This window comes from Sphingobium sp. GW456-12-10-14-TSB1 (assembly GCF_059424385.1).
In genome coordinates, this window is the sequence record NZ_JBWKZI010000001.1 from 1,753,163 (window position 1) to 1,775,752 (window position 22,590).

Here is a 22,590-nt window from a genome sequence, read left to right on the forward strand (position 1 = left end):
TGCTCGTCAGGCTAAGCCTTGGCGCACGTCAGGGGGATTCATGCGTTTAGGCTGGGATGAGATCAAGCGGCGGGCCAAGGCGTTCAGCGATGAATGGAAAGACGCGCACTATGAGCGCGGCCAGACCCAGACATTCTACAATGAATTTTTCGAGATTTTCGGCATCAAGCGCAAGCAGGTCGCGATCTATGAACAGCGCGTCAAGCTGCTGAACAATCGCCATGGCTTTATCGACCTGTTCTGGCCCGGCACGCTGCTGGTCGAACAGAAAAGCGCCAGCCTGGACCTTGGCCGGGCGCAGGGCCAGGCGCTCGATTATGTGGAGGGCATCCACCCGACGCAGCAACCCCGCTGGGTGCTGTCCTGCGATTTCCAGACCTGGGTGCTTCTGGACCTTGAAACCCGCACACAGTTGAAGTTCCGCCTCGCCGATCTGCACAAGCATATCACCGCTTTCGATTTCATGCTGGGCCGCAAGGTCAGCTTTGAAACCCAGGCAGGCGTCACCATCAAGGCGGCGGAACTGATGGGCAAGCTGCACGACGCGCTGGAGGAAACGGGCTATGTCGGGCATGATCTGGAACAATTGCTGGTCCGGCTGCTCTTCTGCCTGTTTGCCGACGACACCGGCATTTTCCAGCCCAAGGATATTTTCCTCCAGCTTGTCGAAAACGACACGCGGCCCGACGGCAGTGATGTTGGCCGTGTTCTCAATGACCTGTTCGACGTGCTGGACACGCCGGAAAATGCCCGCCAATCGACATTGCAGGCGGAACTCAACGCCTTTCCCTATGTGAATGGCCGCCTGTTCGCCAAGCGTGTCCGCACCCCGCATTTCACCCAGGCGATGCGCGATCATCTGCTGGACGCGGCGCGGCACGACTGGTCGGGCGTATCGCCCGCCATTTTCGGGTCGCTGTTCCAGTCGGTGATGGACGCGAAGGAACGGCGGGCGAAGGGCGCGCATTACACCACCGAAGCCAATATCATGAAGGTCATCGGGCCGCTGTTTCTGGATGATCTGAAATCGGAACTGGCCACCATCATCGCGCGCAAGACAGGCCGGGACCGGGCGCTGGGCGAATTTCAGAACAAGCTGGCGCGGCTGACCTTTTTCGATCCCGCCTGCGGGTGCGGCAATTTTCTGGTCATCGCCTATCGCGAAATCCGCGCCTTGGAATTGGAAGCGCTCAAGGCCCAATATGGCGACCAGCAGATCGACGCAGCCCTGCTGTCCCGCGTCACGGTCGACCAGTTTTACGGCATTGAATATGAGGAGTTTCCGGCCCGGATCGCCGAAGTCGCGATGTGGATGATGGACCATATCTCCAATAATGCGATCAATGAGGCGTTCCGCCTGAACTATGCCCGCATCCCGCTAAAGGACAGCGCCCACATATTGCATGGCGACGCGCTGGAAGCGGACTGGGCCGCGCTGCTGCCGCCGGAAAAATGCAGCTATATCATGGGCAACCCGCCTTTTATTGGGCAGAGCTACCAATCGCTGTTGCAGCGGGATCAAATGGCGCGGGTCATCAACGCCACTAACGGCAAGGCCGGTTCACTGGATTATGTCGCGGCGTGGTTTATCAAGGCAGGGCAATATGTGCAGGACAACCGGCGCATTCGCATTGCCTTTGTTGCAACCAATTCGATTACACAGGGTGAACAGGTGGCGCAGCTATGGCCGATCCTGTTCGACCGACACGGGCTGGAAATCGCCTTTGCCCATCGAACATTCAGTTGGCTGAGTGAAGCCAAGGGCAAGGCGCATGTGCATGTCGTCATCATCGGCCTGGCCCATCGCGATCATGAACCGACGGAGAAGCGACTGTTCAGCTATCCCGACATCAAGCGCGATCCAGTGGAAAGCCGCCATATGGCGCTCACCGCCTATCTGTTTGATGCAAAAGGCGTAGCTAACCGGCACTTGATGGTTCGCACCGCAACAGTTCCGTTGTCTGCCAAAATGCCGATGAGAATGGGCAGTAAGCCGGTAGATGGCGGACATCTGATATTCGACGCCGGGGAACGACAAGCGTTTCTCGACAACGAACCAAATGCACAACCATTCATGGTCCCGTTCATAGGCGCTCAGGAGTATATTTCAGGAAATGGGCGTTGGATTTTATCCGTCAGTAAGGCGGCTCCCGATTTGATCAGAGCTATGCCGTCCGTTCAAGATCGGCTGCGGCAGGTTCGTGATTTTCGCGCCGCCAGTCGAAAGTCAAAAACGCGAGAACTTGCCTCTTATCCGTCACTTTTTGAGGTGACGACAATTCCTGCCACTCCCTATTTGGCTATTCCTGAAGTGAGTAGCGAGCGACGCGATTATGTGCCGATAGGTTGGCTGGAACCGCCTACCATTCCGAGCAACAAGCTCTTGGTCGTTTTGGATGCCACGCTCTGGGACTTTGGCATCCTTACTAGCGGACAGCACATGGCTTGGCTGGGTCATGTTGGTGGAAGATTAGAAAGTCGTTTTCAGTATTCACCCGGTATGGTCTACAACACCTTCCCATGGCCCGACGCCACCCCCGCGCAGCGCGCGAAGATAGAGGAGCTGGCGCAGGCGGTGCTGGATGCCCGCGCCGCCTATCCCACGTCCAGCCTGGCCGACCTTTATGACCCGGACACCATGCCCGCCGACCTGCGCCGCGCCCATGCCGCGCTCGACCGCGCGGTTGATCGCCTCTACCGTGCGGCCCCGTTTGAAACCGACCGCGACCGGGTGGAACATCTGTTCGGCCGCTATGAGGCGCTGGTCAATCCGCTCGAACGGCTGGGCGCCGCGAAAAACCGCCGCGTGGCGCGCAAGGCCGGTCAGGATGCGGGCGGGGGTTAAGGCAACCTGCGGCTAGCGTTCCCCCGGCGAAGGCCGCAGTCCGCGATTGCAGATGTTGTGCCAGACATTCTGGAAGCATCCTCCCCTGCAAGGGGAGGTGGCAGCACGAAGTGCTGACGGAGGGGTGTCGCCCTCTCGATAGCGGGACACCCCTCCGTCTGGCCTGCGGCCAGCCACCTCCCCCGCTGGGGGAGGATCACAGTTCCCGTTCTGAATCGGTTCAATAAGGCGCATCGCCATCGCGCGCCGGAATCGCGCCGCGACGCCCGATATTCCATCCCGCCAGCCGGTGCCCCGCCAGCGCCGCGTCCACGGGCGTCGCGCCCGTCAGCCGTGCATGGAGATAGCCGCCGTTGAAAGCATCGCCAGCACCGCTGGAATCGATTACCGGCACCATCTGCGGGACCGGCACGATGTTGCCATCGACCAGGCAGCCATCACCGCCCAGCTTCACCACCACCTCACGCCCCTGCCCCGCGCCCCAGCGGGCGGCGGCGTCCTGCGCGTCGTCGGCTGCGCCCATCTCCACCTCGTCCGCCAGCGTCGGCAGGCCCATGTCGCTGACCGCAATCGCCCGGTCGCGCCAGTGGCAGGCGGTTGCGGCATCGCTCCACAGCCGGGCGCGATAATTGCCGTCGAACGCCACCTTGCCGCCCCCGGCCCGCACCCTGGCGCACAGGTCCAGCAACGCCTCCCGCCCTTCGTCGGGCAGGATGGCCAGCGTGATGAGCGAGAAATAGAGCAGGTCGGACTGCGCCGCCTGCGCCACCATCTCTGCGCTGCCGGGCAGATCGAACATCCGTCGCGCGGCCGCCTCCCCCCGCCAATAATGGAAACTGCGCTCGCCGCTCGCATCCGTTTCGATCGCATACAGGCCCGGCAGCCGGTCCGCCGCGCGCAGCACCAGCGCGGTGTCGACCCCTTCGGCCTCCCATGCCGCGCACAGCTCCGCGCTCATCGGGTCCGTGCCCATGGCGCTCGCCAGCCGCACCCTGTCGCCCGACCGGGCGAGATGGATCGCGGTGTTGATGACATCGCCGCCATAGCCCAGCGTCCAGCCGTCGCCCGTCCCCCGGCTCAGTTCCAGCATCGCTTCCCCGATGACAGTGACGCTCGCCCCTGCTACGCTGACCATATTCCATCCCGCTCCATCTGACGCCGGTTTCGTGCGGAGCGGCTGCGCGCAAGTCAAGCCATCAACGGTAAACGGCTTGTTTGCGGCAACAGGGAACTTTCACGCGACATGAGCGTTTTGCCTGTGGCAAGGACGCTCTTGATCCATTCGACGTCCGCCTTCGGGGAATTGATGATTAGTGCTGTGCCTGGACGTCCTGACAACTGCTTTGAACTATTGGTCCAGAGTGTTACCGATTACGCCATCTACATGCTCGATCCCACCGGCGTCATCGTCAGCTGGAACGCAGGTGCGCGCCGGTTCAAGGGCTATGAAGCGGACGAGATTATCGGCCAGCATTTTTCCCGCTTCTACACGGCGGAGGATCAGGCGAGCGGCGTGCCTGCCCTTGCCCTCTACACTGCTGAACATGATGGCCGTTTCGAAGCGGAAGGCTGGCGCGTGCGCAAGGGCGACACCCGCTTCTGGGCCAGCGTCGTGATCGATCCGATCCGCGATCCCAGCGGACAATTGCTGGGCTTTGCCAAAATCACCCGCGACATGACCGAACAACGCTCCGCGCGCGAAGCGTTGCGCCACAGCGAGGAACGCTTCCGCCTGCTGGTCGACAGCGTCACCGATTATGCGATCTACATGCTCGATCCCGTCGGCACGGTAACCAGCTGGAACCGCGGCGCGGAACGGTGCAAGGGCTATAGCGCCGACGAGATTGTCGGCCAGAATTTCTCGCGTTTCTATAGCGAGGAGGACCGCATCGCCGGCCTCCCCTCCCGCGCGCTGCACACCGCCGAACAGGAAGGGCGGTTCGAAGCGGAAGGCTGGCGCATCCGCAAGGATGGCACCCGTTTCTGGGCCAATGTCGTGATCGATCCGATCCGCGACCCGCTGGGCCAATTGCACGGCTTTGCCAAGGTGACGCGCGATCTGACCGAACGACGCGAAGCGCAGCGCGCGCTGGACGAAGCGCGCGACGCCATCGTCCAGACGCAGAAGATGGACGCGATCGGCAAGCTGACCGGCGGGGTCGCGCATGATTTCAACAATCTGCTGGCGGTGATCGTCGGCAGCCTTGATCTGGCGCGGCAGCGCATGGCGAGCGGCGCGGACATCAGCCGCTATCTCGACAATGCCATGGCCGCGGCCGAACGTGGCGCGACGTTGACCCAGCGGATGCTGGCCTTCGCGCGCAAGCAGGAACTCAAGCTGCAATGCGTCGATTGCATCGCCCTGGTGCGCGACATGGCGGACCTGCTCCAGACGACGCTGGGGTCGGGCATCACCATCGAAACCCGCTTCCCGCTCGCCATGGTCCCCGCCCATGCTGATCCGACGCAACTGGAACTGGCTCTGCTCAACCTGGCGGTCAATGCGCGCGATGCCATGCCGGGCGGCGGGCTGATCATTGTCGAGGCGGCGGAAATCGCGGTCGATGCCGGCGAACGGCCCGATTTGGCGGCCGGTGCCTATATCCGCCTTGCCGTCACCGACGCTGGCGAAGGCATGGACGAAGCGACGCTGCAACGCGCGCGCGAACCCTTCTTCACGACCAAGGGCGTGGGCAAGGGCACCGGGCTTGGCCTGTCGATGGTCCATGGTTTTGCCCAGCAATGTGGCGGATCGCTGACCCTGTCGAGCGAGGTCGGCTTGGGCACTACCGTCGCCCTGTGGCTGCCCGTCGCCAGCGCCGATACCGCCGAACCCGCGCCCGCGCGCTTTCAGATGGCCGACGACATCGACACGCCGATGGTCATATTGGCGGTCGATGATGATGATCTGGTGCTGATGAACACGGCGGGGATGCTGGAAGATCTGGGCCATACCGTGTTTCAGGCCAGCAATGCCGTGGATGCGCTGCGCCTGCTGGAACAGGGCGCGATCGACCTTGTCGTGACGGACCATGCCATGCCGGGCATGACCGGCGCGCAACTGGCCGACGCGATCGAGGCCTGCTTTCCCGGCCTGCCGGTCATCATCATCACCGGCTTTGCCGAATTGCCCCCGCACGCCAGCGCCCGGCCCCGGCTGGACAAGCCGTTCAAACAGGCCGATCTCGCCCGCATCGTGAAGGCCAGTCGCCCTTCGCGCGCCGGCGATCCGCTGCTCGACGCTACGGTCACGCCGCACGGCGGCTGACACTTTTGGCGGATAGGGGGTTGCAAGCAGCCTGCACTTCGCCAATGGAATAAAAATTCCAACAAAATCGCAGGATTACATGGACACGCCGTTTGCGCCCACACCGACATCGCATTTCTTCACGTCGTTGCGCACCCGGCTGCACTATCTCGACTGGGGCAATTCATCGGCGCCCACGCTGATCCTGGTCCATGGCGGCTTCGACCATGGGCGCAGCTGGGACTGGACGGCGCGCGCGCTGGCGAAGGATTATCACGTCGTCGCGCTCGACCTGCGCGGCCATGGCGACAGCGGCTGGTCGGCTGACGGCGCCTATATGATGACCAATTATGTCTATGATCTGGCGTTGCTGGTCGATCTGCTGGACCGATCGCCGATCAGGATCGTCGGCCATTCGCTGGGCGGGTCGATCGCGCTACGCTTTGCGGGCCTGTTCCCTGACAAGGTGGACAAGATCGTCGCGATCGAAGGATTGGGCCTTTCGCCCCACCGGATACAGGAAAAGGCGCAGGAATCAGAGCCTGACGTCTGGCGCAACTGGATCGAATCCCGTCGCGCCAGCGCCCGCCGCACGCCCAAACGCTACCCAACGATAGAGGCCGCGGTCGGGCGGATGCGCGAACGCAACGAACATCTCTCGCTGGAACAGGCGCTGCACCTCACCATGCATGGCGTCAACCGCAATGAAGATGGCAGCTATAGCTGGAAATTCGATCCCTATCTCAACGGCGCTGCGCCACAGGCCGGATCGGACGACGATCTGCCTGCCTTTTGGCGACAGATCAGCGCGCCGACCTTGCTGTGCCTGGGCCTCGACAGCTGGGCGTCCAACCCGGTCAAGGACGGTCGCGCCGCGCATTTCACCAACGCCCGGCTGGTCGAATTTGCTGATGCGGGCCATTGGCTCCACCACGACCAATTCAACCGCTTCATCGCGGAATTGAGGGCGTTTTTGTGACTATTAGGTCCTCCCCTGCAAGGGGAGGGGGACCGTTCGCGAAGCGAATGGTGGAGGGGTGTCGCCCTATCGATAGGGTAACACCCCTCCGTCTGGCCTACGGCCATCCACCTCCCCTGCAAGGGGGAGGATGCCATTACGCCACAAACCCCGCCACCGCCGCCTGATATTCCGCTTTCAGGCCCGCGATAAAATCGCCCGCTGGCTGCACCTTGGTGATCGCGCCGATCCCCTGCCCGCATCCCCACACATCGCGCCATGCCTTCTTGTCGGTCATGGCACCGGCGAAATCCATGTCCGCCGCCTTGGGCAGCGCGTCCGGGTCCATGCCCGCCGCCACGATACTGGGGCGCAGATAATTGCCATGAACGCCGGTGAACACATCGGAATAGATGATGTCGTCGGCCTGGGATTCGACGATCATCTGCTTGTAGGCCGCATCGGCATTGGCCTCGCTCGTGGCGATGAAGGGCGATCCCATATAGGCCAGGTCCGCCCCCATCATCCGCGCCGCCGCGATCGAGCGGCCCGTCGCAATCGACCCGGACAGTGCCAGCGGCCCGTCGAACCACTGGCGGATTTCCTGCACCAGGGCAAAGGGCGACAGCGTCCCGGCATGCCCCCCTGCCCCGGCCGCCACCGCGATCAGGCCGTCCGCGCCCTTCTCTATCGCCTTGCGCGCGAACCTGTTGTTGATGACGTCATGCAGCACGATCCCGCCATAGCTATGGATCGCCTCATTCACCTTTTCCTGCGCGCCCAGCGACGTGATGATGATCGGGACGCGATATTTGACGCACAGCGCCAGATCCTCCTCCAGCCGGGGATTGGTCTTGTGGACGATCAGGTTGACGGCAAAGGGCGCATCCTTTTCCGTCAATTCGCTGGTCAGCCGTTGCAGCCAGCTCTCGAACACGCCCGAAGGCCGGGCATTGAGCGAGGGGAAGGCGCCGACAATGCCTGCCCGGCACTGGGCGATGACCAGGTCGGGCTGGGATATGATGAACATGGGCGATCCGATCAGCGGCAGCGACAAACGGCCTTGAAGCGATGTCGGCAGGGTCATGATCGTAGCTCTCCTTCTTTGTTCGCCATTCGCGCTATCACTGGCGGCGTCGCAGAAAAAGGCCAAATCAACTGTATTGATGATATAATACAGTCATGCTATGACAGGCCATAATCAACAGTCCGTTGGAGATGGACGATGTATAGCGAGAGTGATCTACAGGATGCTGTAGCGGCGGGGGTTATCCCCGCGCAAAGCGCGCAGGCGCTGCGCGATCATGTCGCCCGGCTGCGGTCCAGCCCGGTGGTGGATGAAGAATCCTTCCGCCTGCTGACCGGCTTCAACGATATTTTCGTGGCGATCGCCGGCATCATCCTGCTGGTCGCGGTCGGCTGGCTGGGCAACAGCATCCGGCTGGGCGCGCCGGAACATCATCCGTCGCTGATGTCGGGCCTGCTGGTCGCGGCAGCCAGTTGGGGGCTGGCCGAATATTTCACCCGCCAGCGGCGCATGGCGCTGCCCTCCATCCTGTTGCTGGCCGGCTTCGTCGGCGGCGTCGCCTTTTCGCTGGGCGCGCTGGCGGCGCAACTCTTCCCCGATGTCGGCGACCGGGCAGGCGCGCTGATCCTGTCTGGCGTCGCTGCATTCAGCGCGCTGGCGGCCTTCGCGCACTGGCGGCGCTTCATGGTGCCGATCACCGTGGCGGCAGGCGCTGCGGCGGCGGCCGGGGTCGTCGCGGGCCTCGTCATCGCGGCGATCCCGAACAACGTCACCCTGCCCTTCCTGCTGTTGCTGGCTGGCGGGCTTGCCATCTTCGCCTTCGCCATGTGGTGGGACATGTCGGACCGCAGCCGCATCACCCGCCGGTCGGACGTCGCCTTCTGGCTGCACCTTACCGCTGCGCCGATGATCGCCCATTCGCTCTTCCACCTGCTCGGCGTATTCGACGGCGACGACATCAGCGTCGCAAAGGCGGTGATGGTCATCGCCCTCTATGTCGCCTTCGGCCTTGTCGCTCTGGCGATCGACCGGCGCGCGCTGCTGGTCTCCAGCCTCGCTTATGTTCTCTTCGCCCTCTATGCCCTGTTCAAGCAGGCAGGCGCGGTCGAACTCTCCGCCGCCTTCACCGCGCTGGTGATCGGCTCCTCGCTGCTGCTGCTGTCGGCGCTCTGGCACCATGCCCGCACGCTGGTGGTCGGCGGCCTGCCCCCGTCGCTGATCGACAAGCTGCCCTATCTCGACCGCGCACCGGCCTGAAAATTCTCCCCAAAGCCTGCCTTGGGGAGGGATCAGGAGGACTTACCCCTCCACGATCCGCAATAATTTGCGCTCGACCGGGGCCAGGATATTCTGCAAATCCTGGCCTCGTTTCAATATATTGCCCGCTTCGCCGACCAGCGCCCACATGCCCTGCCGGTTGCGCAGCGCCGGGCGCTTTTCGATGCGATATTCGGGGCGTTCGGCGGCGCGGCGGAACGCGCTGAAAATCGCGGCCTCACGCCCCATGTCCATGGCATAGTCACGCCAGTGCCCGGCTGACACCATCCGGCCATACAGGTCCATGATTCGCTGCAATTCCTGCCGGTCGAACCCGACCTGCCCCGCTCCACCCTTGGGAAACGGCGTCACATTGGACATCAGGCCCGGTCACGCGCCTTGAACAGCGACTCGTCGTCGGGCAGCTTGGGCCGCTGTTGCTCCGCGATCAGTTCCGCCAGCCGCTTCTGCAACTGTTCGACCTCGCACTGGAGCAGTTCCAGCTTCTGCTTTTCCGGGTCGAAACAGTCGGAGCAAGGGGTGCCATAGGGCACGAAATCGCGCTGATAGGCGGTCACGTCGACCAGCATCGCCCGCGCCGGTATGCCCACCATCGTCGCGCCTTCGGCCACATCCTTGGTCACCACCGCATTGGCCCCGACCCGCGCCCGCGCGCCGACCGTCACTGGCCCCAGCACCTGCGCGCCCGACCCGACGATCACGCCATCGCCCAGCGTCGGGTGCCGCTTGCCCGCAATGCCATTGGCCGGATCGGTCCCGCCCAGTGTCACATTCTGGTACAGCGTCACATCGTCGCCAATCTCCGCCGTCTCTCCGACCACGGTAAATCCATGGTCGATGAAGAAGCGCTTGCCGATCTTGGCCCCCGGATGAATGTCGTTCCCGGTCATGAAGCGCGAGAAATGATTGACCGCGCGCGCCAGGAAAAAGAGCCGCGCCCGATACAGGCGATGGGCCACCCGGTGAAAGGCCAGCGACCAGACGCCTGGATATAGCAGGATTTCCGCACGGGACCGGGGCGCAGGATCGCGCGATTTGACCGAATCCAGATAGGCAATGAGGGCGCGTACCATCCACATATCCCCGAACCGGGCGCGCCTGTCCGCACGCCGCTATAGCTAAATCGAAAACCAACATAGCGACCCAGGTCCGATTTTTCCAGAGACGGCGCTATTTCCCCTTCGCCACCGCAAATAGGAACTTGCTTGCCGCGTGCTGATAAGCAAACTATATAGGTAGACAATCAGACCAAAGGCAGACGGATGATCGACGCTCTCACGGCCCATTTCGGCGAAATTCTGCCGTTCATCCTGGTCGGCTTCGGCGCGCAGATGGTCGATGGCGCGCTCGGCATGGCCTATGGCGTCATCTCCAGCACGCTGCTGCTCACGCTCGGCGTGCCGCCCAGCCGCGCCTCGGCCAGCGTCCATGTCGCGGAAACCTTCACCACCGCCGTCTCGGCCATCAGCCACATCCTGCACAAGAATGTCGACTGGAAGCTGTTTTCGAAGCTCATCATTCCCGGCGTCATCGGCGGCGTGACGGGCGCCTATGTCCTGTCCAATATCGACGGCGCCGTCATCAAACCCTATATCCAGGCCTATCTCGCTGCCATCGGCCTCTATCTCGTCTGGCGTGGCTTTCACCTACCGCCCAAGCAGAAAGACCCCAAATGGGTGACACCGCTCGGCCTGACGGGCGGTTTCATGGATGCGACCGGCGGCGGTGGCTGGGGGCCGATCGTGACCTCCAACCTGTTGTTGCAGGGGTCCAGCCCTCGCCATACGATCGGCACCGTCAACACGGTCGAATTCTTCCTGACCCTGTCGATCAGCCTCACCTTCCTCATCCATCTGGGGTGGCAGGCCTTCACCACCTACACGCTCGGCCTGTTGATCGGTGGCGTATTGGCCGCCCCGGTCGGCGCGATGCTCGCCAAGCATATCCCGCCGCGCCTGTTGTTCACGGCGGTCGGCTTTATCCTGACCCTCACATCCATTGTCGGCCTCGCCAAATATCTTGGATATATCGGCTGAAACACTTATATTCGGCTTTCTGATCGAGGAAGCCGATAGATGTCCAACTACCTCCCCACCCTCAAACAGCTGCAATATCTGGTTGCGCTGAAGGAACAGGGACATTTCGGCAAGGCGGCCGACAGCTGCTACGTCACTCAGTCCACATTGTCGGCGGGCATCAGGGAACTGGAATCGCTGCTGGGCGTCACGCTGGTGGAGCGCACCCGCCGCGTCGTGCGCTTCACCGCGCTTGGCGATCGCATCGTGGAAAAGGCGCACCGCGTGCTGCGGGAGGCGGAGGAGCTTTCCGCCATCGCCGAAGCGTCGGGCAAGCCGCTGTCGGGCGAATTGCGCATGAGCGTCATCCCGACGATCGCGCCCTTCCTGCTGCCGCGCCTGTTGCCCCGCCTGCGCGCCGACCGGCCCGAACTCAAACTCTATCTGCGCGAGGAAACGACCCAGGCGGCGATCGAATCGCTGCGCCATGGCAATGTCGATTGCGTCCTGCTCGCCCTCCCCTTCGCCACCGGCGAACTGGAAAGCGAAATCCTCTTTCAGGACCGCCTCTATGTCGCCTTCCCGCGCGACGATCCGCGCGATCCGCCAGACTGGATCGGGCCGGAGATGATCGACGAGAGCAAATTATTGCTGCTGGAGGATGGGCATTGCCTGAAGGACCATGCGCTGGCCGCCTGCAACCGCCCCGAACTGCGCGCCAGCGCGATCATGATGGGCACGTCGCTGCACACGCTCATTCAGATGGTCGACAATGGCCTGGGCGTCACCATGCTGCCCGAAATGGCGATCGCCAGCGGCATATTGGAACATACCCAGATCGTCGCCCGCCCGCTCCGTTCCGACCGGGCCTGGCGTGACATCGCGCTGGTCTGGCGCAAGAACAGCCCGCGCGAAAAGGAATTCCACCTCCTCGCCGGCATTCTGCGCGAAGCGTCCGATCCGCCGACGATGGTGGAGGCGGCCTGACAGTTCCGTGCGTTTCGAGCGAAGTCGAGAAACAAACGGATGCTAACCGATCCAGCCCTTAGCCTTCGCCTCATCCTCCGCCCGCGCCTCGACCCATCCCGCCGCGCCGTCGGCGAAATGCTCCTTCTTCCAGAAGGGCGCCTGTGACTTCAGCCAGTCGATCAGGAAGGCGCAGCTTTCCAGCGCGGCGGCGCGGTGGCGCGATGCCGTGCCGACGAACACGATGCGCGCCCCCGGCTCCAGCCGCCCGAAGCGGTGGATGACGCTCAGGCCCAGCAGCGGCCAGCGCGCCATCGCCTCGTCGCAGATGCGGTCGACCTGCGCCTGCGTCATCGCCGGATAATGTTCCAGTTCCAGTGCGACCAGCCCGCCGCCCCCGCGCACCACGCCGGTAAAGCTCGCCACCCCGCCGCCGCCCAGGGCTTCGAGCGCGGCCAGTTCGGTCGCGACATCGAAATCCCCGGCCTGCACCGCGACCCTCTTCATCCCCCGGTCACCGGCGGAAACAGCGCCAGTTCGCGCGCATCGCCGATCGGGCTGTCCAGCGCCACAAACCGCTGGTCCAGCGCCGCGCGCAATCGTGTCGCATCGCCCAGCGCCTCGGCATGGCCGCCGCCCCGCGCCGCCAGCATCGCCACCAGATCGGCAATGCTGGTCTCCGCGTCGGGCCGCGCCACCTGCTCCTCATCCAGCCCGATCCGTTCGCGGACCCAGGCGAAATAGACGATCGTCAGCATGATCCGCGCTCAATCCATATGCTTGATGCCGACGCGCAGATAATCCCAGCCGGTTATCAGCGTCAGCAGCGCGGCGGCCCACAGCGTCACGATGCCGACCGCCTGGACGAAGGGAAATTGCGGCACCGCCCCCGCCAGGATCAGCGCGCCCAGCGCAATGATCTGGAAGGTGGTTTTCCACTTGGCCAGCCGCGACACCGGCACCGACACCTGAATGCCCGCCAGAAATTCGCGCAATCCCGATACCGCGATCTCGCGCAGCAGGATGATCATCGCGGCGACGATATGGATGCCCGCTATGTCGCGCGTCGCGCTCAGCATCAGGATGACAGCGGCGACCATGATCTTGTCGGCGATGGGATCCAGGAAGATGCCCAGCCGCGACACCGCGCCCTGTGCGCGCGCCAGATAGCCGTCGAAATAATCGGTAATGCCCATCAGGCAATATAGCGCGAAGGCCAGCGCATAGCCGGTGGTCCAGCGCGCGCCCATTTCCGCGGGCCACAGCAGGGCGACCAGCAACGGCACCGTGACGATGCGCGAAAGCGTAAGCAGATTGGGCAGCGTCAGCATCGCCGCCGACTGCCACAGTCCGGCCCAACGCACAAGGCGCGACACATGGGCACGACACATGATTGCGGCAACGGGATTGGACAGCGGCACCGCCAGCGGCTAGACCCCGCTCCGGTCGCTAACGGTAAAGAAGCCCCCTTCATCCATGAAAGCCTCTCTCAGGCTCTTGAACAAGCGCCGTTTCCTGCCGCTTTTCATCACCCAGTTGCTCGGCGCGTTCAACGACAATCTCTTCAAGAACGCGATGGTGCTGTTCGTCGTCTATCAGGTGTATAACGACGAACGCTCGGAAACCTGGTTCAGCGCGCTGGCCACCGGCATCTTCATCCTGCCCTTCTTCCTCCTGTCCGCCCTGTCGGGACAATTGGCCGATCAGCGGGACAAGGCGGTCATCATCCGCTGGGTCAAGGGCGCGGAAATCGCGATCATGCTGGTCGGCGCGACTGGCCTCGGCCTCATCTGGGCGGGCATCGCCGTCCACACGCTGGCCATCCCGCTGCTGCTGCTCGCGCTGTTCGCCATGGGGGTCCACTCCACCTTCTTCGGCCCGATCAAATACGCCATCCTGCCCCAGCATCTCCATGACGATGAAGTGCTGGGCGGCACCGGCCTGGTGGAAGCCGGCACCTATATCGCCATTCTGGCGGGCACGATCCTGGCTGGCCTGATCCCGGTGGAGGTCGCTGCGGTCGGCATCGTCATCACCGCGCTGATCGGCTTTGCCGCCGGGCGCAGGGTGCCGTCCGCCCCGTCGCTGCTGGAACGGACGCCGATCGATTTCCACATCATCCGTTCGTCGATTACGCTGGTGCGCGGCACCATGCATATCCGCCGCCTGTTTCTGGCGATCATGTCGATCAGCCTGTTCTGGGCGGTCGGCTCCATCCTGTTCATCCAGTTTCCGCCGCTGGTCAAAAATGTGCTGACCGCCGACAAGTCGGTCGCCAGCCTGTTCCTCGCCATCTTCTCGATCGGCATCGCCATCGGCTCGATCGCGATCAACCGGCTGCTCTGCGGCCATGTCTCGGCCAAATACGCCCCGGCATCGGTGATCGGCATGGGCGCCTGCATCGTCGCCTTCCATGTCGTATGCGCGCTGTGGACGCCCGCCCCCGCCGGACAGATGCTCTCGTTCAGCGACTTCCTCGCCCATCCCATGGCGATGCCGCTATCCGCCTGCCTGCTGGGCGTCGCGACCTTTGGCGGCATGTTCGTCGTGCCGCTCTACGCCTTCCTCACCACCACCGTCGAAAAATGCGAAGCCGCCCGTACCGTCGCGGCCAACAATATCGTGAACAGCGGCATGATGGTGGTCGGATCGGTCATCGCGATCGGCCTGACGATCGCCGGCCTGTCAGTCGTGAAGCAACTGCTGCTCGTCGCCCTGCTCTGCCTGCCCTGCGCCTGGCTGGCGTGGAAACTGCACAAGGCGTGCGACGGCCCCGTCTGTGCCTGAAATCCTCCCCTTTAAGGGGAGGTGGCGCGCCGCAGGCCAGACGGAGGGGTGTCCCCCTCTCGATGGCTCAACACCCCTCCGTCTGGCCTGCGGCCAGCCATCTCCCCCGCAAGGGGAGGATGGGCGCTCAGGAAATGAAGCTGTAGAAGGCCGTGAAGAAGGCGCAGAAGCTCAGTCCGAACAGCTTCCAGTCGCTGTCGTCATCGATCCGCTTTCGCCTGGCCGCTGGCGCCTGCTCGACAACGCGCAGCACATGCTGCGGCAACCGCTGGCGAAAAGGGTGGCGGGCGGATTCGGTCGTCAGGACAAGGGGGCGTGTTCGCATGATGATGGGTTAACGCATTATTTACCATTTGGGCCATTGCGAAAGATGGTTAACCTGCCCCTGTCCCGGTGCGGGACAGACTTGACTGTATCAGGCGAATAATACAGCATGGCTGAACCGATGACCGATCCGTCAAGCATAGCCGATCCCGCCGCGCCGCCGCCGCGCGAATTCGGCGCCGGGCCGCCCAGCGCCTTCGCCCCGCCCACGCCCTGGCGGCGGCGGTTGCAGATATTGGGCTGGATCATCGCGGCTGGCCTGGCGCTGCTGATGCTGGTGATCGGCTGGCTCGCCGTCACCGCCCCCCTCTCCCGCTCGCTCCGGCCGATCGCGCCGCCCAGCATCAGCCTGATGTCGACGGACGGCCACCTCATCGCCCGGCGCGGCGCGGTGATCGACACGCCGGTCACCATCGCACAGCTTCCCGCCCATGTGCCCCAGGCTTTCATGGCGATCGAGGACCGGCGCTTCTACAGCCATTGGGGCGTCGATCCGCGCGGCATCGCCCGCGCCGCCTGGCACAATCTCTGGTCGGACGGATCGTCGCAGGGCGGCAGCACCATCACCCAGCAGCTGGCCAAGGGCGTATTCCTCTCCAGCGACCGCACCATGGGCCGCAAGGCGCGTGAGGCGATGATCGCCTTCTGGCTCGAAGCCTGGCTGACGAAGGACCAGATCCTCGAACGTTATCTGTCCAACGTCTATTTCGGCGACAATGTCTATGGCCTGCGCGCCGCCGCGCTCCATTATTTCAACCGCGCGCCCGAACGGCTGACCATCCCGCAGGCCGCGATGCTGGCGGGCCTGCTCAAGGCGCCATCCCGCCTTGCCCCCACCAGCAATCTGAAGGGCGCGCGCGCCCGCGCCGCGCTGGTGACGCAGGCGATGGTGGACGCTGGCTATCTGACGCAGGCGGAACGCAACGCCCTGCCCCCTGTCCGCCTCAACGTCCGCGAAACGCCCGACGCCACCACCGGCACCTATTTTGCCGACTGGGTGCTGCTCGACGCCCGCGACCGGGCGGGCGCGGTCTATGGCGAACAGAAAATCGACACCACGCTCGACTGGCGCATCCAGCGCCTGGCCGAAGCCGCCGTCCGCCGCGCGCCGCTGGGCGGAGCGCAGGCGGCACTGGTCGCAATGAAGCCGGACGGCAGCGTCGTCGCCATGGTCGGCGGCAAGAATTACGCCAAAAGCAGCTTCAACCGCGCCGTGCAGGCCAGGCGCCAGCCCGGCTCGACCTTCAAGCTGTTCGTCTATCTCGCCGCCTTCCGCGCAGGCATGACGCCGGAGGATATGATCGACGACACGCCGATCACCACGGGCAGCTATCGCCCGGCCAATCATGGCGGCAAATATCGTGGCCGCATCAGCCTGCGTCAGGCGTTCGCCGCCTCCAGCAATGTCGCCGCCGTCCGCCTGACGCAGAAGGTCGGCGTCGACAATGTCATCAAGGTCGCCCGCGATCTGGGCGTCACCGCGCCCCTGACCGAGGATTTGAGCCTGGCGCTCGGCACATCGGAAATTCCGCTGATCGAACTGGCCGAAGCCTATGCGGCGGTCGCGGCGGGATCATATCCCGTCCTTGCCCATGGCCTGCCGCCCGAAGAACGGGGCTGGTTCGAACGGTTGATGGCGCGTCAGCGGGCCTTCGATGACGATGAACTGGCCATGATCCGCGACCTGCTCTCCTCTGCGGCCAATCGCGGCACCGGCAGCGCCGCGGCCCTGCGCACCAGCACCTTCGGCAAGACCGGCACGACCCAGGACAGCCGCGACGCCATCTTCGTTGGCTATGCCGGTGGTCTGGTGACGGCAGTGTGGATCGGCAATGACGATAATAGCCCGCTCCCCGGCGGCGCGGCAGGCGGCGGCGTCCCCGCGCGCATCTGGCGCAATTTCATGAGCGGCGCGATCAACGAAGCGGTGGAGGACGCCCCGGTCGAAACGCAGGATGCCGACCTCGTCAACGCCATCGCCAATATCAGCGTGGAAACCAGCATCGGCAATGTCGGACTCGGTGTCGACGAAGGCGGCATGACCGTGAATGTCGGCCCGGCCCAGATCCGCCTGCCCACCGACCAGCCAGCCCCGCCAGCCGACACGCCCCCACCGCGCATCGCCCCCACGCAACCGCCGCAGGGCGAGGATAGCGGGCCTTAACTCGACCGTCAGGGTCGATCGACATTCAGATGATGACGAGCCGAAAATGGTGGTTTTTCGTGACCCGGAGCGCAGCCTACTAAAAGTAGGTGAGCACCGGAAGCACGGAAAATCGCCATTTGCAGGCCGTCAGGGCTGAATGTCGGTCGATCCTAAACCGCCTGCGCGGCCGCCCAGCCACTGGCCCACGCCCATTGGAAATTATAGCCGCCCAGCCAGCCGGTCACGTCCACCGCCTCGCCAATCGCGTACAGGCCCGGCACCTTGCTTGCCTCCATCGTCCGCGATGACAGGCCCGCCGTCGCAATCCCGCCGACCGTCACCTCGGCCTTGGCATAGCCCTCCGTCCCCGTCGGCGCGAACGGCCAGTCGTGCAGCCGCGCACCCAGTTGCCGCAGCGCCTTGTCGGACAGATTGCCCATCTCGCCCTGCACCCCGGCCCGCTCCAGCAGCGCATCGGCCAGCCGCTCGGTCAGCGCCTGCGCCACCACTTTGCGCAAACTTGCGCGTGGCCGTTCGCGCTTCGCCTCGATCAGCCAGTCCGCGTCATGGTCGGGCAGGAAATCGACATGGATCGGGGTGCGATGCTGCCAATAGGATGAAATCTGCAACATCGCCGGTCCCGACAGACCGCGATGGGTGAACAGCGCCGCCTCCCGAAACCGCACCTTGTTCCAGCGGACCATGACGTCCGCCGACACGCCCGACAGTGCCTGAAACAGCGCCTCGTCCGTCCCCAGCGTGAAGGGCACCAGCGCGGGCCGCGGCTGGATGATCGACAGGCCAAACTGCCGCGCGACGTCATAGGCAAAGCCGGTCGCGCCCATCTTCGGGATGGACGGCCCGCCGGTCGCCAGCACCAGCGCGGGCGCGCGATGCTCCACCCCGCCGACCGCCACCCGATACAGGCCATCGCCATGCGCCACATCCGCAATCGGCTGCCCCAGTGCCATCGTCACCCCGCCCTTGGCGCATTCCTCCTCCAGCATCGCGACAATCTGTTTGGCCGACCCGTCGCAGAATAATTGCCCCAGCGTCTTTTCATGCCAGGCGATGCCATAGCTATCGACCAGCGCGATGAAATCCTGCGCGCCGTACCGCCCCAGCGCGGACTTGGCGAAATGCGGATTGGCCGACAGATAGCGATCGGCCGCCGTGTCGATATTGGTGAAATTGCACCGTCCGCCGCCCGAAATCAGGATTTTCTTGCCCGGCTGATCGGCATGGTCGACCAGCAGCACCCGCCTGCCCCGCTGGCCTGCGACCGCTGCGCACATCATCCCCGCCGCACCCGCACCCAGGATGATCGCGTCCCAATCGGCCATCATCGACCCCGATTGCCGCGCACCAGCGCCTCGTCCAGCGCCGACAGGAATCGCGAACGGTCATTCTTGCCAAAGGGCGGCGGCCCGCCAATCTGTTCGCCCCCCGCGCGCAGATCCGCCATGATCGCCCGCGTCGCAATCGCCGCGCCAATCGAACTCAGCGTGAAGGGCTTGCCATTGGGCGCAATCACGATCGCACCGGCTTTCAGGCATCGGTCCGCCAGCAGGATGTCGGCCGTGATGCACACCGCGCCCGCATCCGCCCGCTCGGCAATCCAGTCGTCCGCCGCATCGAACCCGTCGCTCACCACCACCCGGTCGATCAGGTCATGGGCGGGAACCCGGATCGGGCTGTTGCTCACGATCGTGACCGGCACGCCATGGCGAAAGGCGACCTTGTAAATCTCGTCCTTCACGGGACAGGCATCGGCATCGACCAGAATCTTCATGGCTCCGGGCGATAAGCGCGGGGACGGCACTTCACAATGGCGAGTATGTCCGCCGCCTGTTTCCATTATTTCCCGCTATGACCATTCCCCGCCTTCACCCCACGCCCATCCTGCCCTACATGGGACGGCAATGAGCGCCCCCCTGTACAACAAAGATATTTTGCGGCTCGCCGCCAGCATCCCGCATCATCACCGTCTGCCTGCCCCGCAGGCGAGCGTGGAGCGGCGCTCTCCCACCTGCGGGTCGCGGGTGACGGTGGATGTGGCGATGGCCGACGGTCGCCTGTCCGACATCGGGCTGGACGTAAAGGCGTGCGCGCTGGGACAGGCATCCGCCTCGCTGATGGCCGCGCAGGCCATCGGCATGAGCGCCGACGAACTGGCCGAGGCCCGCGACAAGCTGACCGACTATCTGTCGGGTGCCAGCGACGATCTCGATTTCTGGCCCGGCCTTGCCGTCCTCGCCCCGGCGCGCGGCTACCCCGCCCGCCATGCCTCGATCCGGCTGGGCTTTGAAGCCATTGCCGAAGCCGCCCGGATGGCCGACGCCTGATGGCCAAATCCGCCGCTCCCATCACCGCGACCGAGATATTGCTCTCCGACGGCGTCCTCCTGCTGGGCGCGGCGTTGCTGTTCGTCATCATCTTCCGCCGCTTCGGGCTGGGCGCGGTGCTGGGCTATCTCGTCGCGGGCGCGCTGGTCGGGCCGCAGGGGCTGGGGCTGGTGGGCGGCGGTGAATCGAAGCTCGCCATTGCCGAAATCGGCATCGTCCTGCTGCTCTTCCTCGTGGGTCTGGAACTGCATCCCGCCCGACTCTGGCGGTTGAAGCGGGACATATTCGCCCTCGGCCTGGCGCAGGTGGTGCTGTGCGGCTGCGTCCTGACCGCGATCATCTTCTATTTCACCGGCTTCACCTGGGGCGCGGCGATTGCGCTCGGCCTGCCGCTCGCCCTCTCGTCGACCGCTCAGGTCTTGCCGGGCCTGAAATCCAGCGGCCGCATCAACTCGCCCTTCGGTGAAAAGATATTCTCGATCCTGCTGTTTCAGGATCTTTCCATCGTCCCGCTGATCACCATCGTCGCCGCCCTGTCCCGCAACCCCGCTGATGCAGGCGGACCGCCCGGATGGATGACGGCGGCCTATACCGTCGCGGCGATCGCGGGCCTGGTTCTGGCCGGTCGCTTCATCCTGCGCCCGCTCCTGTCCCTTGTCGGACGATTGGGCGAGCGCGAACTGTTCGTCACCGTCGGCCTGTTCACCGTGCTGGCCGCCGCCGCGCTGATGCACAGCCTGCATCTTTCCACCGCCCTGGGTGCCTTCGTCGCGGGCGTGATGCTCGCCGATTCGCCCTATCGGCATGAAATAGAGGCGGACGTCGAACCCTTCCGTTCCATCCTGCTTGGCCTGTTCTTCCTGGCGGTCGGCATGGTGCTGGATCTCGCCACCGTCGCTGCCAATCCCGTGTTCGTCATCGGCATGGCGCTGATCCTGGTCGCGACCAAGGCCGCGATCATCACCGGCCTCGCCCGCCTGTTCGGCATGGACTGGCGGCCCGCGCTTGGTGCTGGCCTGCTGCTCAGTCAGGGCGGCGAATTCGGCTTCGTCCTGTTCGCTCAGGCGCAGGGCGCGCTGCTGATCGCGCCCGAAGCCGCCAGCCTGTTCAGCGCCATCGTCACCTTCTCCATGGCGACTACCCCCTTCCTGATGCTGTTCGCCCGCCGGTTCGAATTCGCCACGCCCAGTGCCGGCGCCGATCTGCCCGACCCGGACGAAGCGCCGCGCGGCACCGCGATCATCGTTGGCTATGGCCGCTTCGGCCAGACGGTCGCGCAGATGCTGATCGGCCACGGCTTTGCCGTCGTGTCGATCGACAAGAAGCCCGCCCAGATCGAAACGTCGCAGCGGTTCGACACGAAAGTCTATTATGGCGACGGCACCCGCATCGACCTGCTGCGCCGCGCCGGCGCGGAAGAAGCCCGGCTGATCGCCTTCTGCATCGACGATCCCTCGCTTGACAGCCGCACGCTTGAACCCATTGCCGAAGCCTTCCCGCAGGCGGCGCTGATGGTCCGCGCCTTCGACCGGCGGCAATTGCTGGCCTTGCAGAACATCGATCTCGCCGCCGTGGTGCGCGAAGTCTATGAATCGGCCATCTGCATGGGCGTGCAGGCGATGGAGGCGCTTGGCGTCCCATCGGAGGAAATCGAGGAAGTCGAACGCCAATATCGCGCCAACGATCAGCAAAGGCTGGCGCTCCAGATCGAACATGGCACGCTGCTGGCGGCCAAGGATCTCATGTATCGCCCCGGCAGAGGCATGCGCCTGCTCTCGCGCGGCGATGGAGAAAAGCCATGATCCCCATATTCGCCGCCCTGTCTGCCGCCCTCGCCATCGGGGCGGGCGCGTTCGGCGCGCATGGCGTTGCCGATCCCAAGGCGGCGGAATGGCTGCGCACCGGCGGCCTTTACCAACTGGTTCATGCCGTCGCCGCGCTGGCGATCATGGGCGTGGCGCGCGGCGCGGCGGCGCTTTTACTGGTTGGCGCGGCGATCTTCGCCCTCACCCTCTACGCCATGGCGCTGGGCGCGCCCAAATGGCTGGGCGCGGTGACGCCCATTGGCGGCCTGTTGATGATCGCTGGCTGGCTCTGGGCGGCATGGACCTTCGGGCAACGCTGACGCGCGCCCTTGCCCCGGCCATCTACCCGGCCTAGATTGACGTCATGGCCGACCATCACCACCATCATCACGAACCCACCGGCACCCGGTTGGCCGACGCTGCTCGCGCCACGCTGGAAACGCAGGGCGAACAATGGACGCCCATGCGCGCGGCCATTTTCGATGCGCTGGCGGCGGAGGACAAGCCCGCATCGGCCTATGACATTGCCGACACCGTGTCGAAGGCGCGCGGCAAGCGGGTCGCGCCCAACAGCGTCTATCGCATCCTCGACCTGTTCGTGACCAACAATGTCGCGATGCGGGTGGAAAGCGCCAACGCCTATATCGCCAATGCCCATCCCGGCTGCCACCATGACTGCATCTTCCTGGTGTGCCGCACCTGCAAGCAGGCTACCCATGTCGATGATGACAAGGTGACGAACGAAGTCCGCGCCGTTGCCGAACAGGAAGGGTTCAAGCCCGAACGCCCGGTGATAGAAATTTTGGGAACATGCGCCAAATGCGCTGCATAAGTGGATCGTTGCGCT

General features: G+C 64.3%; 22 protein-coding genes. 12 read left to right on the forward strand and 10 right to left on the reverse strand.

What is annotated here, in order from left to right; genetic code table 11:
* Positions 1–40: 40 nt before the first annotated feature.
* A complete protein-coding gene (locus tag AC07X9_RS08565) occupies positions 41–2,845 on the forward strand; it encodes a DNA methyltransferase (RefSeq protein ID WP_017181374.1) in 2,805 nt (934 codons plus the stop codon).
* 220 nt (positions 2,846–3,065) lie between these two features.
* On the opposite strand, the gene AC07X9_RS08570 is transcribed toward AC07X9_RS08565, so the two are convergent.
* The gene (locus tag AC07X9_RS08570; protein WP_017181373.1) at positions 3,066–3,980 is read right to left on the reverse strand and encodes a sugar kinase; all 915 of its coding nucleotides are present in this window, start codon (positions 3,978–3,980) and stop codon (positions 3,066–3,068) included.
* 171 nt (positions 3,981–4,151) lie between these two features.
* Here AC07X9_RS08570 and AC07X9_RS08575 point away from each other — a divergent pair, with 171 nt between their 5' ends.
* Positions 4,152–6,113: a hybrid sensor histidine kinase/response regulator gene (locus AC07X9_RS08575; RefSeq protein WP_037513959.1), complete on the forward strand. Its 1,962-nt coding sequence runs from the start codon at positions 4,152–4,154 to the stop codon at positions 6,111–6,113.
* A gap of 79 nt (positions 6,114–6,192) precedes the next feature.
* Positions 6,193–7,071 (forward strand): alpha/beta fold hydrolase, encoded by an 879-nt coding sequence (locus AC07X9_RS08580; protein WP_017181371.1) that lies wholly within the window; start codon positions 6,193–6,195, stop codon positions 7,069–7,071.
* A 136-nt stretch (positions 7,072–7,207) separates the two neighbouring features.
* On the opposite strand, the gene AC07X9_RS08585 is transcribed toward AC07X9_RS08580, so the two are convergent.
* A complete protein-coding gene (locus AC07X9_RS08585; protein ID WP_017181370.1) occupies positions 7,208–8,137 on the reverse strand; it encodes an NAD(P)H-dependent flavin oxidoreductase in 930 nt (309 codons plus the stop codon).
* Positions 8,138–8,275: 138 nt separating this feature from the next.
* On the opposite strand from AC07X9_RS08585, the gene AC07X9_RS08590 reads away from it, so the two are divergent.
* Positions 8,276–9,334 (forward strand): hypothetical protein, encoded by a 1,059-nt coding sequence (locus AC07X9_RS08590; protein ID WP_017181369.1) that lies wholly within the window; start codon positions 8,276–8,278, stop codon positions 9,332–9,334.
* Between the two features lie 42 nt (positions 9,335–9,376).
* On the opposite strand, the gene AC07X9_RS08595 is transcribed toward AC07X9_RS08590, so the two are convergent.
* Both AC07X9_RS08595 and epsC read right to left on the reverse strand, forming a co-directional pair.
* Positions 9,377–9,715 (reverse strand): DUF2794 domain-containing protein, encoded by a 339-nt coding sequence (locus AC07X9_RS08595; RefSeq protein ID WP_017181368.1) that lies wholly within the window; start codon positions 9,713–9,715, stop codon positions 9,377–9,379.
* Positions 9,715–10,428: a serine O-acetyltransferase EpsC gene (epsC, locus tag AC07X9_RS08600; protein WP_026002086.1), complete on the reverse strand. Its 714-nt coding sequence runs from the start codon at positions 10,426–10,428 to the stop codon at positions 9,715–9,717. The genes AC07X9_RS08595 and epsC overlap by 1 nt, the downstream gene beginning before the upstream one ends.
* Before the next feature lie 189 nt (positions 10,429–10,617).
* On the opposite strand from epsC, the gene AC07X9_RS08605 reads away from it, so the two are divergent.
* Positions 10,618–11,391 (forward strand): sulfite exporter TauE/SafE family protein, encoded by a 774-nt coding sequence (locus AC07X9_RS08605; RefSeq protein WP_017181366.1) that lies wholly within the window; start codon positions 10,618–10,620, stop codon positions 11,389–11,391.
* 39 nt (positions 11,392–11,430) lie between these two features.
* A complete protein-coding gene (locus AC07X9_RS08610) occupies positions 11,431–12,357 on the forward strand; it encodes a hydrogen peroxide-inducible genes activator (RefSeq protein ID WP_017181365.1) in 927 nt (308 codons plus the stop codon).
* A gap of 42 nt (positions 12,358–12,399) precedes the next feature.
* On the opposite strand, the gene AC07X9_RS08615 is transcribed toward AC07X9_RS08610, so the two are convergent.
* Genes AC07X9_RS08615 through pgsA form a run of 3 tightly spaced genes read right to left on the reverse strand, consistent with a single transcriptional unit; the run spans position 12,400 to position 13,667 of the window.
* Positions 12,400–12,843 (reverse strand): molybdenum cofactor biosynthesis protein MoaE, encoded by a 444-nt coding sequence (locus AC07X9_RS08615; RefSeq protein ID WP_017181364.1) that lies wholly within the window; start codon positions 12,841–12,843, stop codon positions 12,400–12,402.
* Complete coding sequence (gene moaD / locus AC07X9_RS08620; protein WP_017181363.1) at positions 12,840–13,094, reverse strand: molybdopterin converting factor subunit 1; 255 nt, start codon at positions 13,092–13,094, stop codon at positions 12,840–12,842. Before moaD ends, AC07X9_RS08615 begins: the two co-directional genes overlap by 4 nt.
* Before the next feature lie 9 nt (positions 13,095–13,103).
* Positions 13,104–13,667: a CDP-diacylglycerol--glycerol-3-phosphate 3-phosphatidyltransferase gene (gene pgsA, locus AC07X9_RS08625; RefSeq protein ID WP_026002085.1), complete on the reverse strand. Its 564-nt coding sequence runs from the start codon at positions 13,665–13,667 to the stop codon at positions 13,104–13,106.
* A 145-nt stretch (positions 13,668–13,812) separates the two neighbouring features.
* On the opposite strand from pgsA, the gene AC07X9_RS08630 reads away from it, so the two are divergent.
* Positions 13,813–15,123 carry an MFS transporter gene (locus AC07X9_RS08630; RefSeq protein ID WP_026002084.1) on the forward strand — a complete coding sequence of 437 codons (1,311 nt, stop codon included), beginning with the start codon at positions 13,813–13,815 and terminating at the stop codon, positions 15,121–15,123.
* Positions 15,124–15,250: 127 nt separating this feature from the next.
* On the opposite strand, the gene AC07X9_RS08635 is transcribed toward AC07X9_RS08630, so the two are convergent.
* Positions 15,251–15,448, reverse strand: coding sequence for a hypothetical protein (locus tag AC07X9_RS08635; protein WP_017181360.1), 198 nt, complete (start codon positions 15,446–15,448; stop codon positions 15,251–15,253).
* Between the two features lie 108 nt (positions 15,449–15,556).
* On the opposite strand from AC07X9_RS08635, the gene AC07X9_RS08640 reads away from it, so the two are divergent.
* The gene (locus AC07X9_RS08640) at positions 15,557–17,611 is read left to right on the forward strand and encodes a transglycosylase domain-containing protein (RefSeq protein WP_017181359.1); all 2,055 of its coding nucleotides are present in this window, start codon (positions 15,557–15,559) and stop codon (positions 17,609–17,611) included.
* A 152-nt stretch (positions 17,612–17,763) separates the two neighbouring features.
* Here AC07X9_RS08640 and AC07X9_RS08645 read toward each other — a convergent pair whose 3' ends face one another.
* Complete coding sequence (locus AC07X9_RS08645) at positions 17,764–18,936, reverse strand: BaiN/RdsA family NAD(P)/FAD-dependent oxidoreductase (RefSeq protein ID WP_017181358.1); 1,173 nt, start codon at positions 18,934–18,936, stop codon at positions 17,764–17,766.
* Positions 18,936–19,385 carry a YaiI/YqxD family protein gene (locus AC07X9_RS08650; protein ID WP_017181357.1) on the reverse strand — a complete coding sequence of 150 codons (450 nt, stop codon included), beginning with the start codon at positions 19,383–19,385 and terminating at the stop codon, positions 18,936–18,938. The genes AC07X9_RS08645 and AC07X9_RS08650 overlap by 1 nt, the downstream gene beginning before the upstream one ends.
* 130 nt (positions 19,386–19,515) lie before the next feature.
* On the opposite strand from AC07X9_RS08650, the gene AC07X9_RS08655 reads away from it, so the two are divergent.
* From AC07X9_RS08655 to AC07X9_RS08670, 4 genes are read left to right on the forward strand one after another with little or no spacing between them, the layout of a single operon-like run.
* The gene (locus AC07X9_RS08655; RefSeq protein WP_017181356.1) at positions 19,516–19,938 is read left to right on the forward strand and encodes an iron-sulfur cluster assembly scaffold protein; all 423 of its coding nucleotides are present in this window, start codon (positions 19,516–19,518) and stop codon (positions 19,936–19,938) included.
* The gene (locus tag AC07X9_RS08660) at positions 19,938–21,740 is read left to right on the forward strand and encodes a cation:proton antiporter domain-containing protein (RefSeq protein ID WP_017181355.1); all 1,803 of its coding nucleotides are present in this window, start codon (positions 19,938–19,940) and stop codon (positions 21,738–21,740) included. Before AC07X9_RS08655 ends, AC07X9_RS08660 begins: the two co-directional genes overlap by 1 nt.
* On the forward strand, positions 21,737–22,063 hold the full coding sequence (locus AC07X9_RS08665; protein WP_017181354.1) for a DUF423 domain-containing protein: 327 nt from the start codon (positions 21,737–21,739) through the stop codon (positions 22,061–22,063). Before AC07X9_RS08660 ends, AC07X9_RS08665 begins: the two co-directional genes overlap by 4 nt.
* Positions 22,064–22,107: 44 nt before the next feature.
* A complete protein-coding gene (locus tag AC07X9_RS08670) occupies positions 22,108–22,575 on the forward strand; it encodes a Fur family transcriptional regulator (protein WP_017181353.1) in 468 nt (155 codons plus the stop codon).
* Positions 22,576–22,590: the final 15 nt, after the last annotated feature.

Bases quoted from the DNA above. Each gene is read 5' to 3' on its own strand.
- AC07X9_RS08655 (WP_017181356.1), top strand. From the start codon at position 19,516: ATGAGCGCCCCCCTGTACAACAAAGATATTTTGCGGCTCGCCGCCAGC.
- AC07X9_RS08575 (WP_037513959.1), top strand. From the start codon at position 4,152: ATGATTAGTGCTGTGCCTGGACGTCCTGACAACTGCTTTGAACTATTG.
- AC07X9_RS08585 (WP_017181370.1), bottom strand. From the start codon at position 8,137: ATGACCCTGCCGACATCGCTTCAAGGCCGTTTGTCGCTGCCGCTGATC.
- AC07X9_RS08670 (WP_017181353.1), top strand. From the start codon at position 22,108: ATGGCCGACCATCACCACCATCATCACGAACCCACCGGCACCCGGTTG.
- epsC (WP_026002086.1), bottom strand. From the start codon at position 10,428: ATGGTACGCGCCCTCATTGCCTATCTGGATTCGGTCAAATCGCGCGAT.
- AC07X9_RS08665 (WP_017181354.1), top strand. From the start codon at position 21,737: ATGATCCCCATATTCGCCGCCCTGTCTGCCGCCCTCGCCATCGGGGCG.
- AC07X9_RS08645 (WP_017181358.1), bottom strand. From the start codon at position 18,936: ATGGCCGATTGGGACGCGATCATCCTGGGTGCGGGTGCGGCGGGGATG.
- AC07X9_RS08630 (WP_026002084.1), top strand. From the start codon at position 13,813: ATGAAAGCCTCTCTCAGGCTCTTGAACAAGCGCCGTTTCCTGCCGCTT.
- AC07X9_RS08660 (WP_017181355.1), top strand. From the start codon at position 19,938: ATGGCCAAATCCGCCGCTCCCATCACCGCGACCGAGATATTGCTCTCC.
- AC07X9_RS08605 (WP_017181366.1), top strand. From the start codon at position 10,618: ATGATCGACGCTCTCACGGCCCATTTCGGCGAAATTCTGCCGTTCATC.
- AC07X9_RS08565 (WP_017181374.1), top strand. From the start codon at position 41: ATGCGTTTAGGCTGGGATGAGATCAAGCGGCGGGCCAAGGCGTTCAGC.
- AC07X9_RS08580 (WP_017181371.1), top strand. From the start codon at position 6,193: ATGGACACGCCGTTTGCGCCCACACCGACATCGCATTTCTTCACGTCG.
- AC07X9_RS08615 (WP_017181364.1), bottom strand. From the start codon at position 12,843: ATGAAGAGGGTCGCGGTGCAGGCCGGGGATTTCGATGTCGCGACCGAA.
- AC07X9_RS08570 (WP_017181373.1), bottom strand. From the start codon at position 3,980: ATGGTCAGCGTAGCAGGGGCGAGCGTCACTGTCATCGGGGAAGCGATG.
- AC07X9_RS08610 (WP_017181365.1), top strand. From the start codon at position 11,431: ATGTCCAACTACCTCCCCACCCTCAAACAGCTGCAATATCTGGTTGCG.
- pgsA (WP_026002085.1), bottom strand. From the start codon at position 13,667: ATGCTGACGCTGCCCAATCTGCTTACGCTTTCGCGCATCGTCACGGTG.
- AC07X9_RS08595 (WP_017181368.1), bottom strand. From the start codon at position 9,715: ATGTCCAATGTGACGCCGTTTCCCAAGGGTGGAGCGGGGCAGGTCGGG.
- AC07X9_RS08650 (WP_017181357.1), bottom strand. From the start codon at position 19,385: ATGAAGATTCTGGTCGATGCCGATGCCTGTCCCGTGAAGGACGAGATT.
- AC07X9_RS08640 (WP_017181359.1), top strand. From the start codon at position 15,557: ATGGCTGAACCGATGACCGATCCGTCAAGCATAGCCGATCCCGCCGCG.
- AC07X9_RS08635 (WP_017181360.1), bottom strand. From the start codon at position 15,448: ATGCGAACACGCCCCCTTGTCCTGACGACCGAATCCGCCCGCCACCCT.
- AC07X9_RS08590 (WP_017181369.1), top strand. From the start codon at position 8,276: ATGTATAGCGAGAGTGATCTACAGGATGCTGTAGCGGCGGGGGTTATC.
- moaD (WP_017181363.1), bottom strand. From the start codon at position 13,094: ATGCTGACGATCGTCTATTTCGCCTGGGTCCGCGAACGGATCGGGCTG.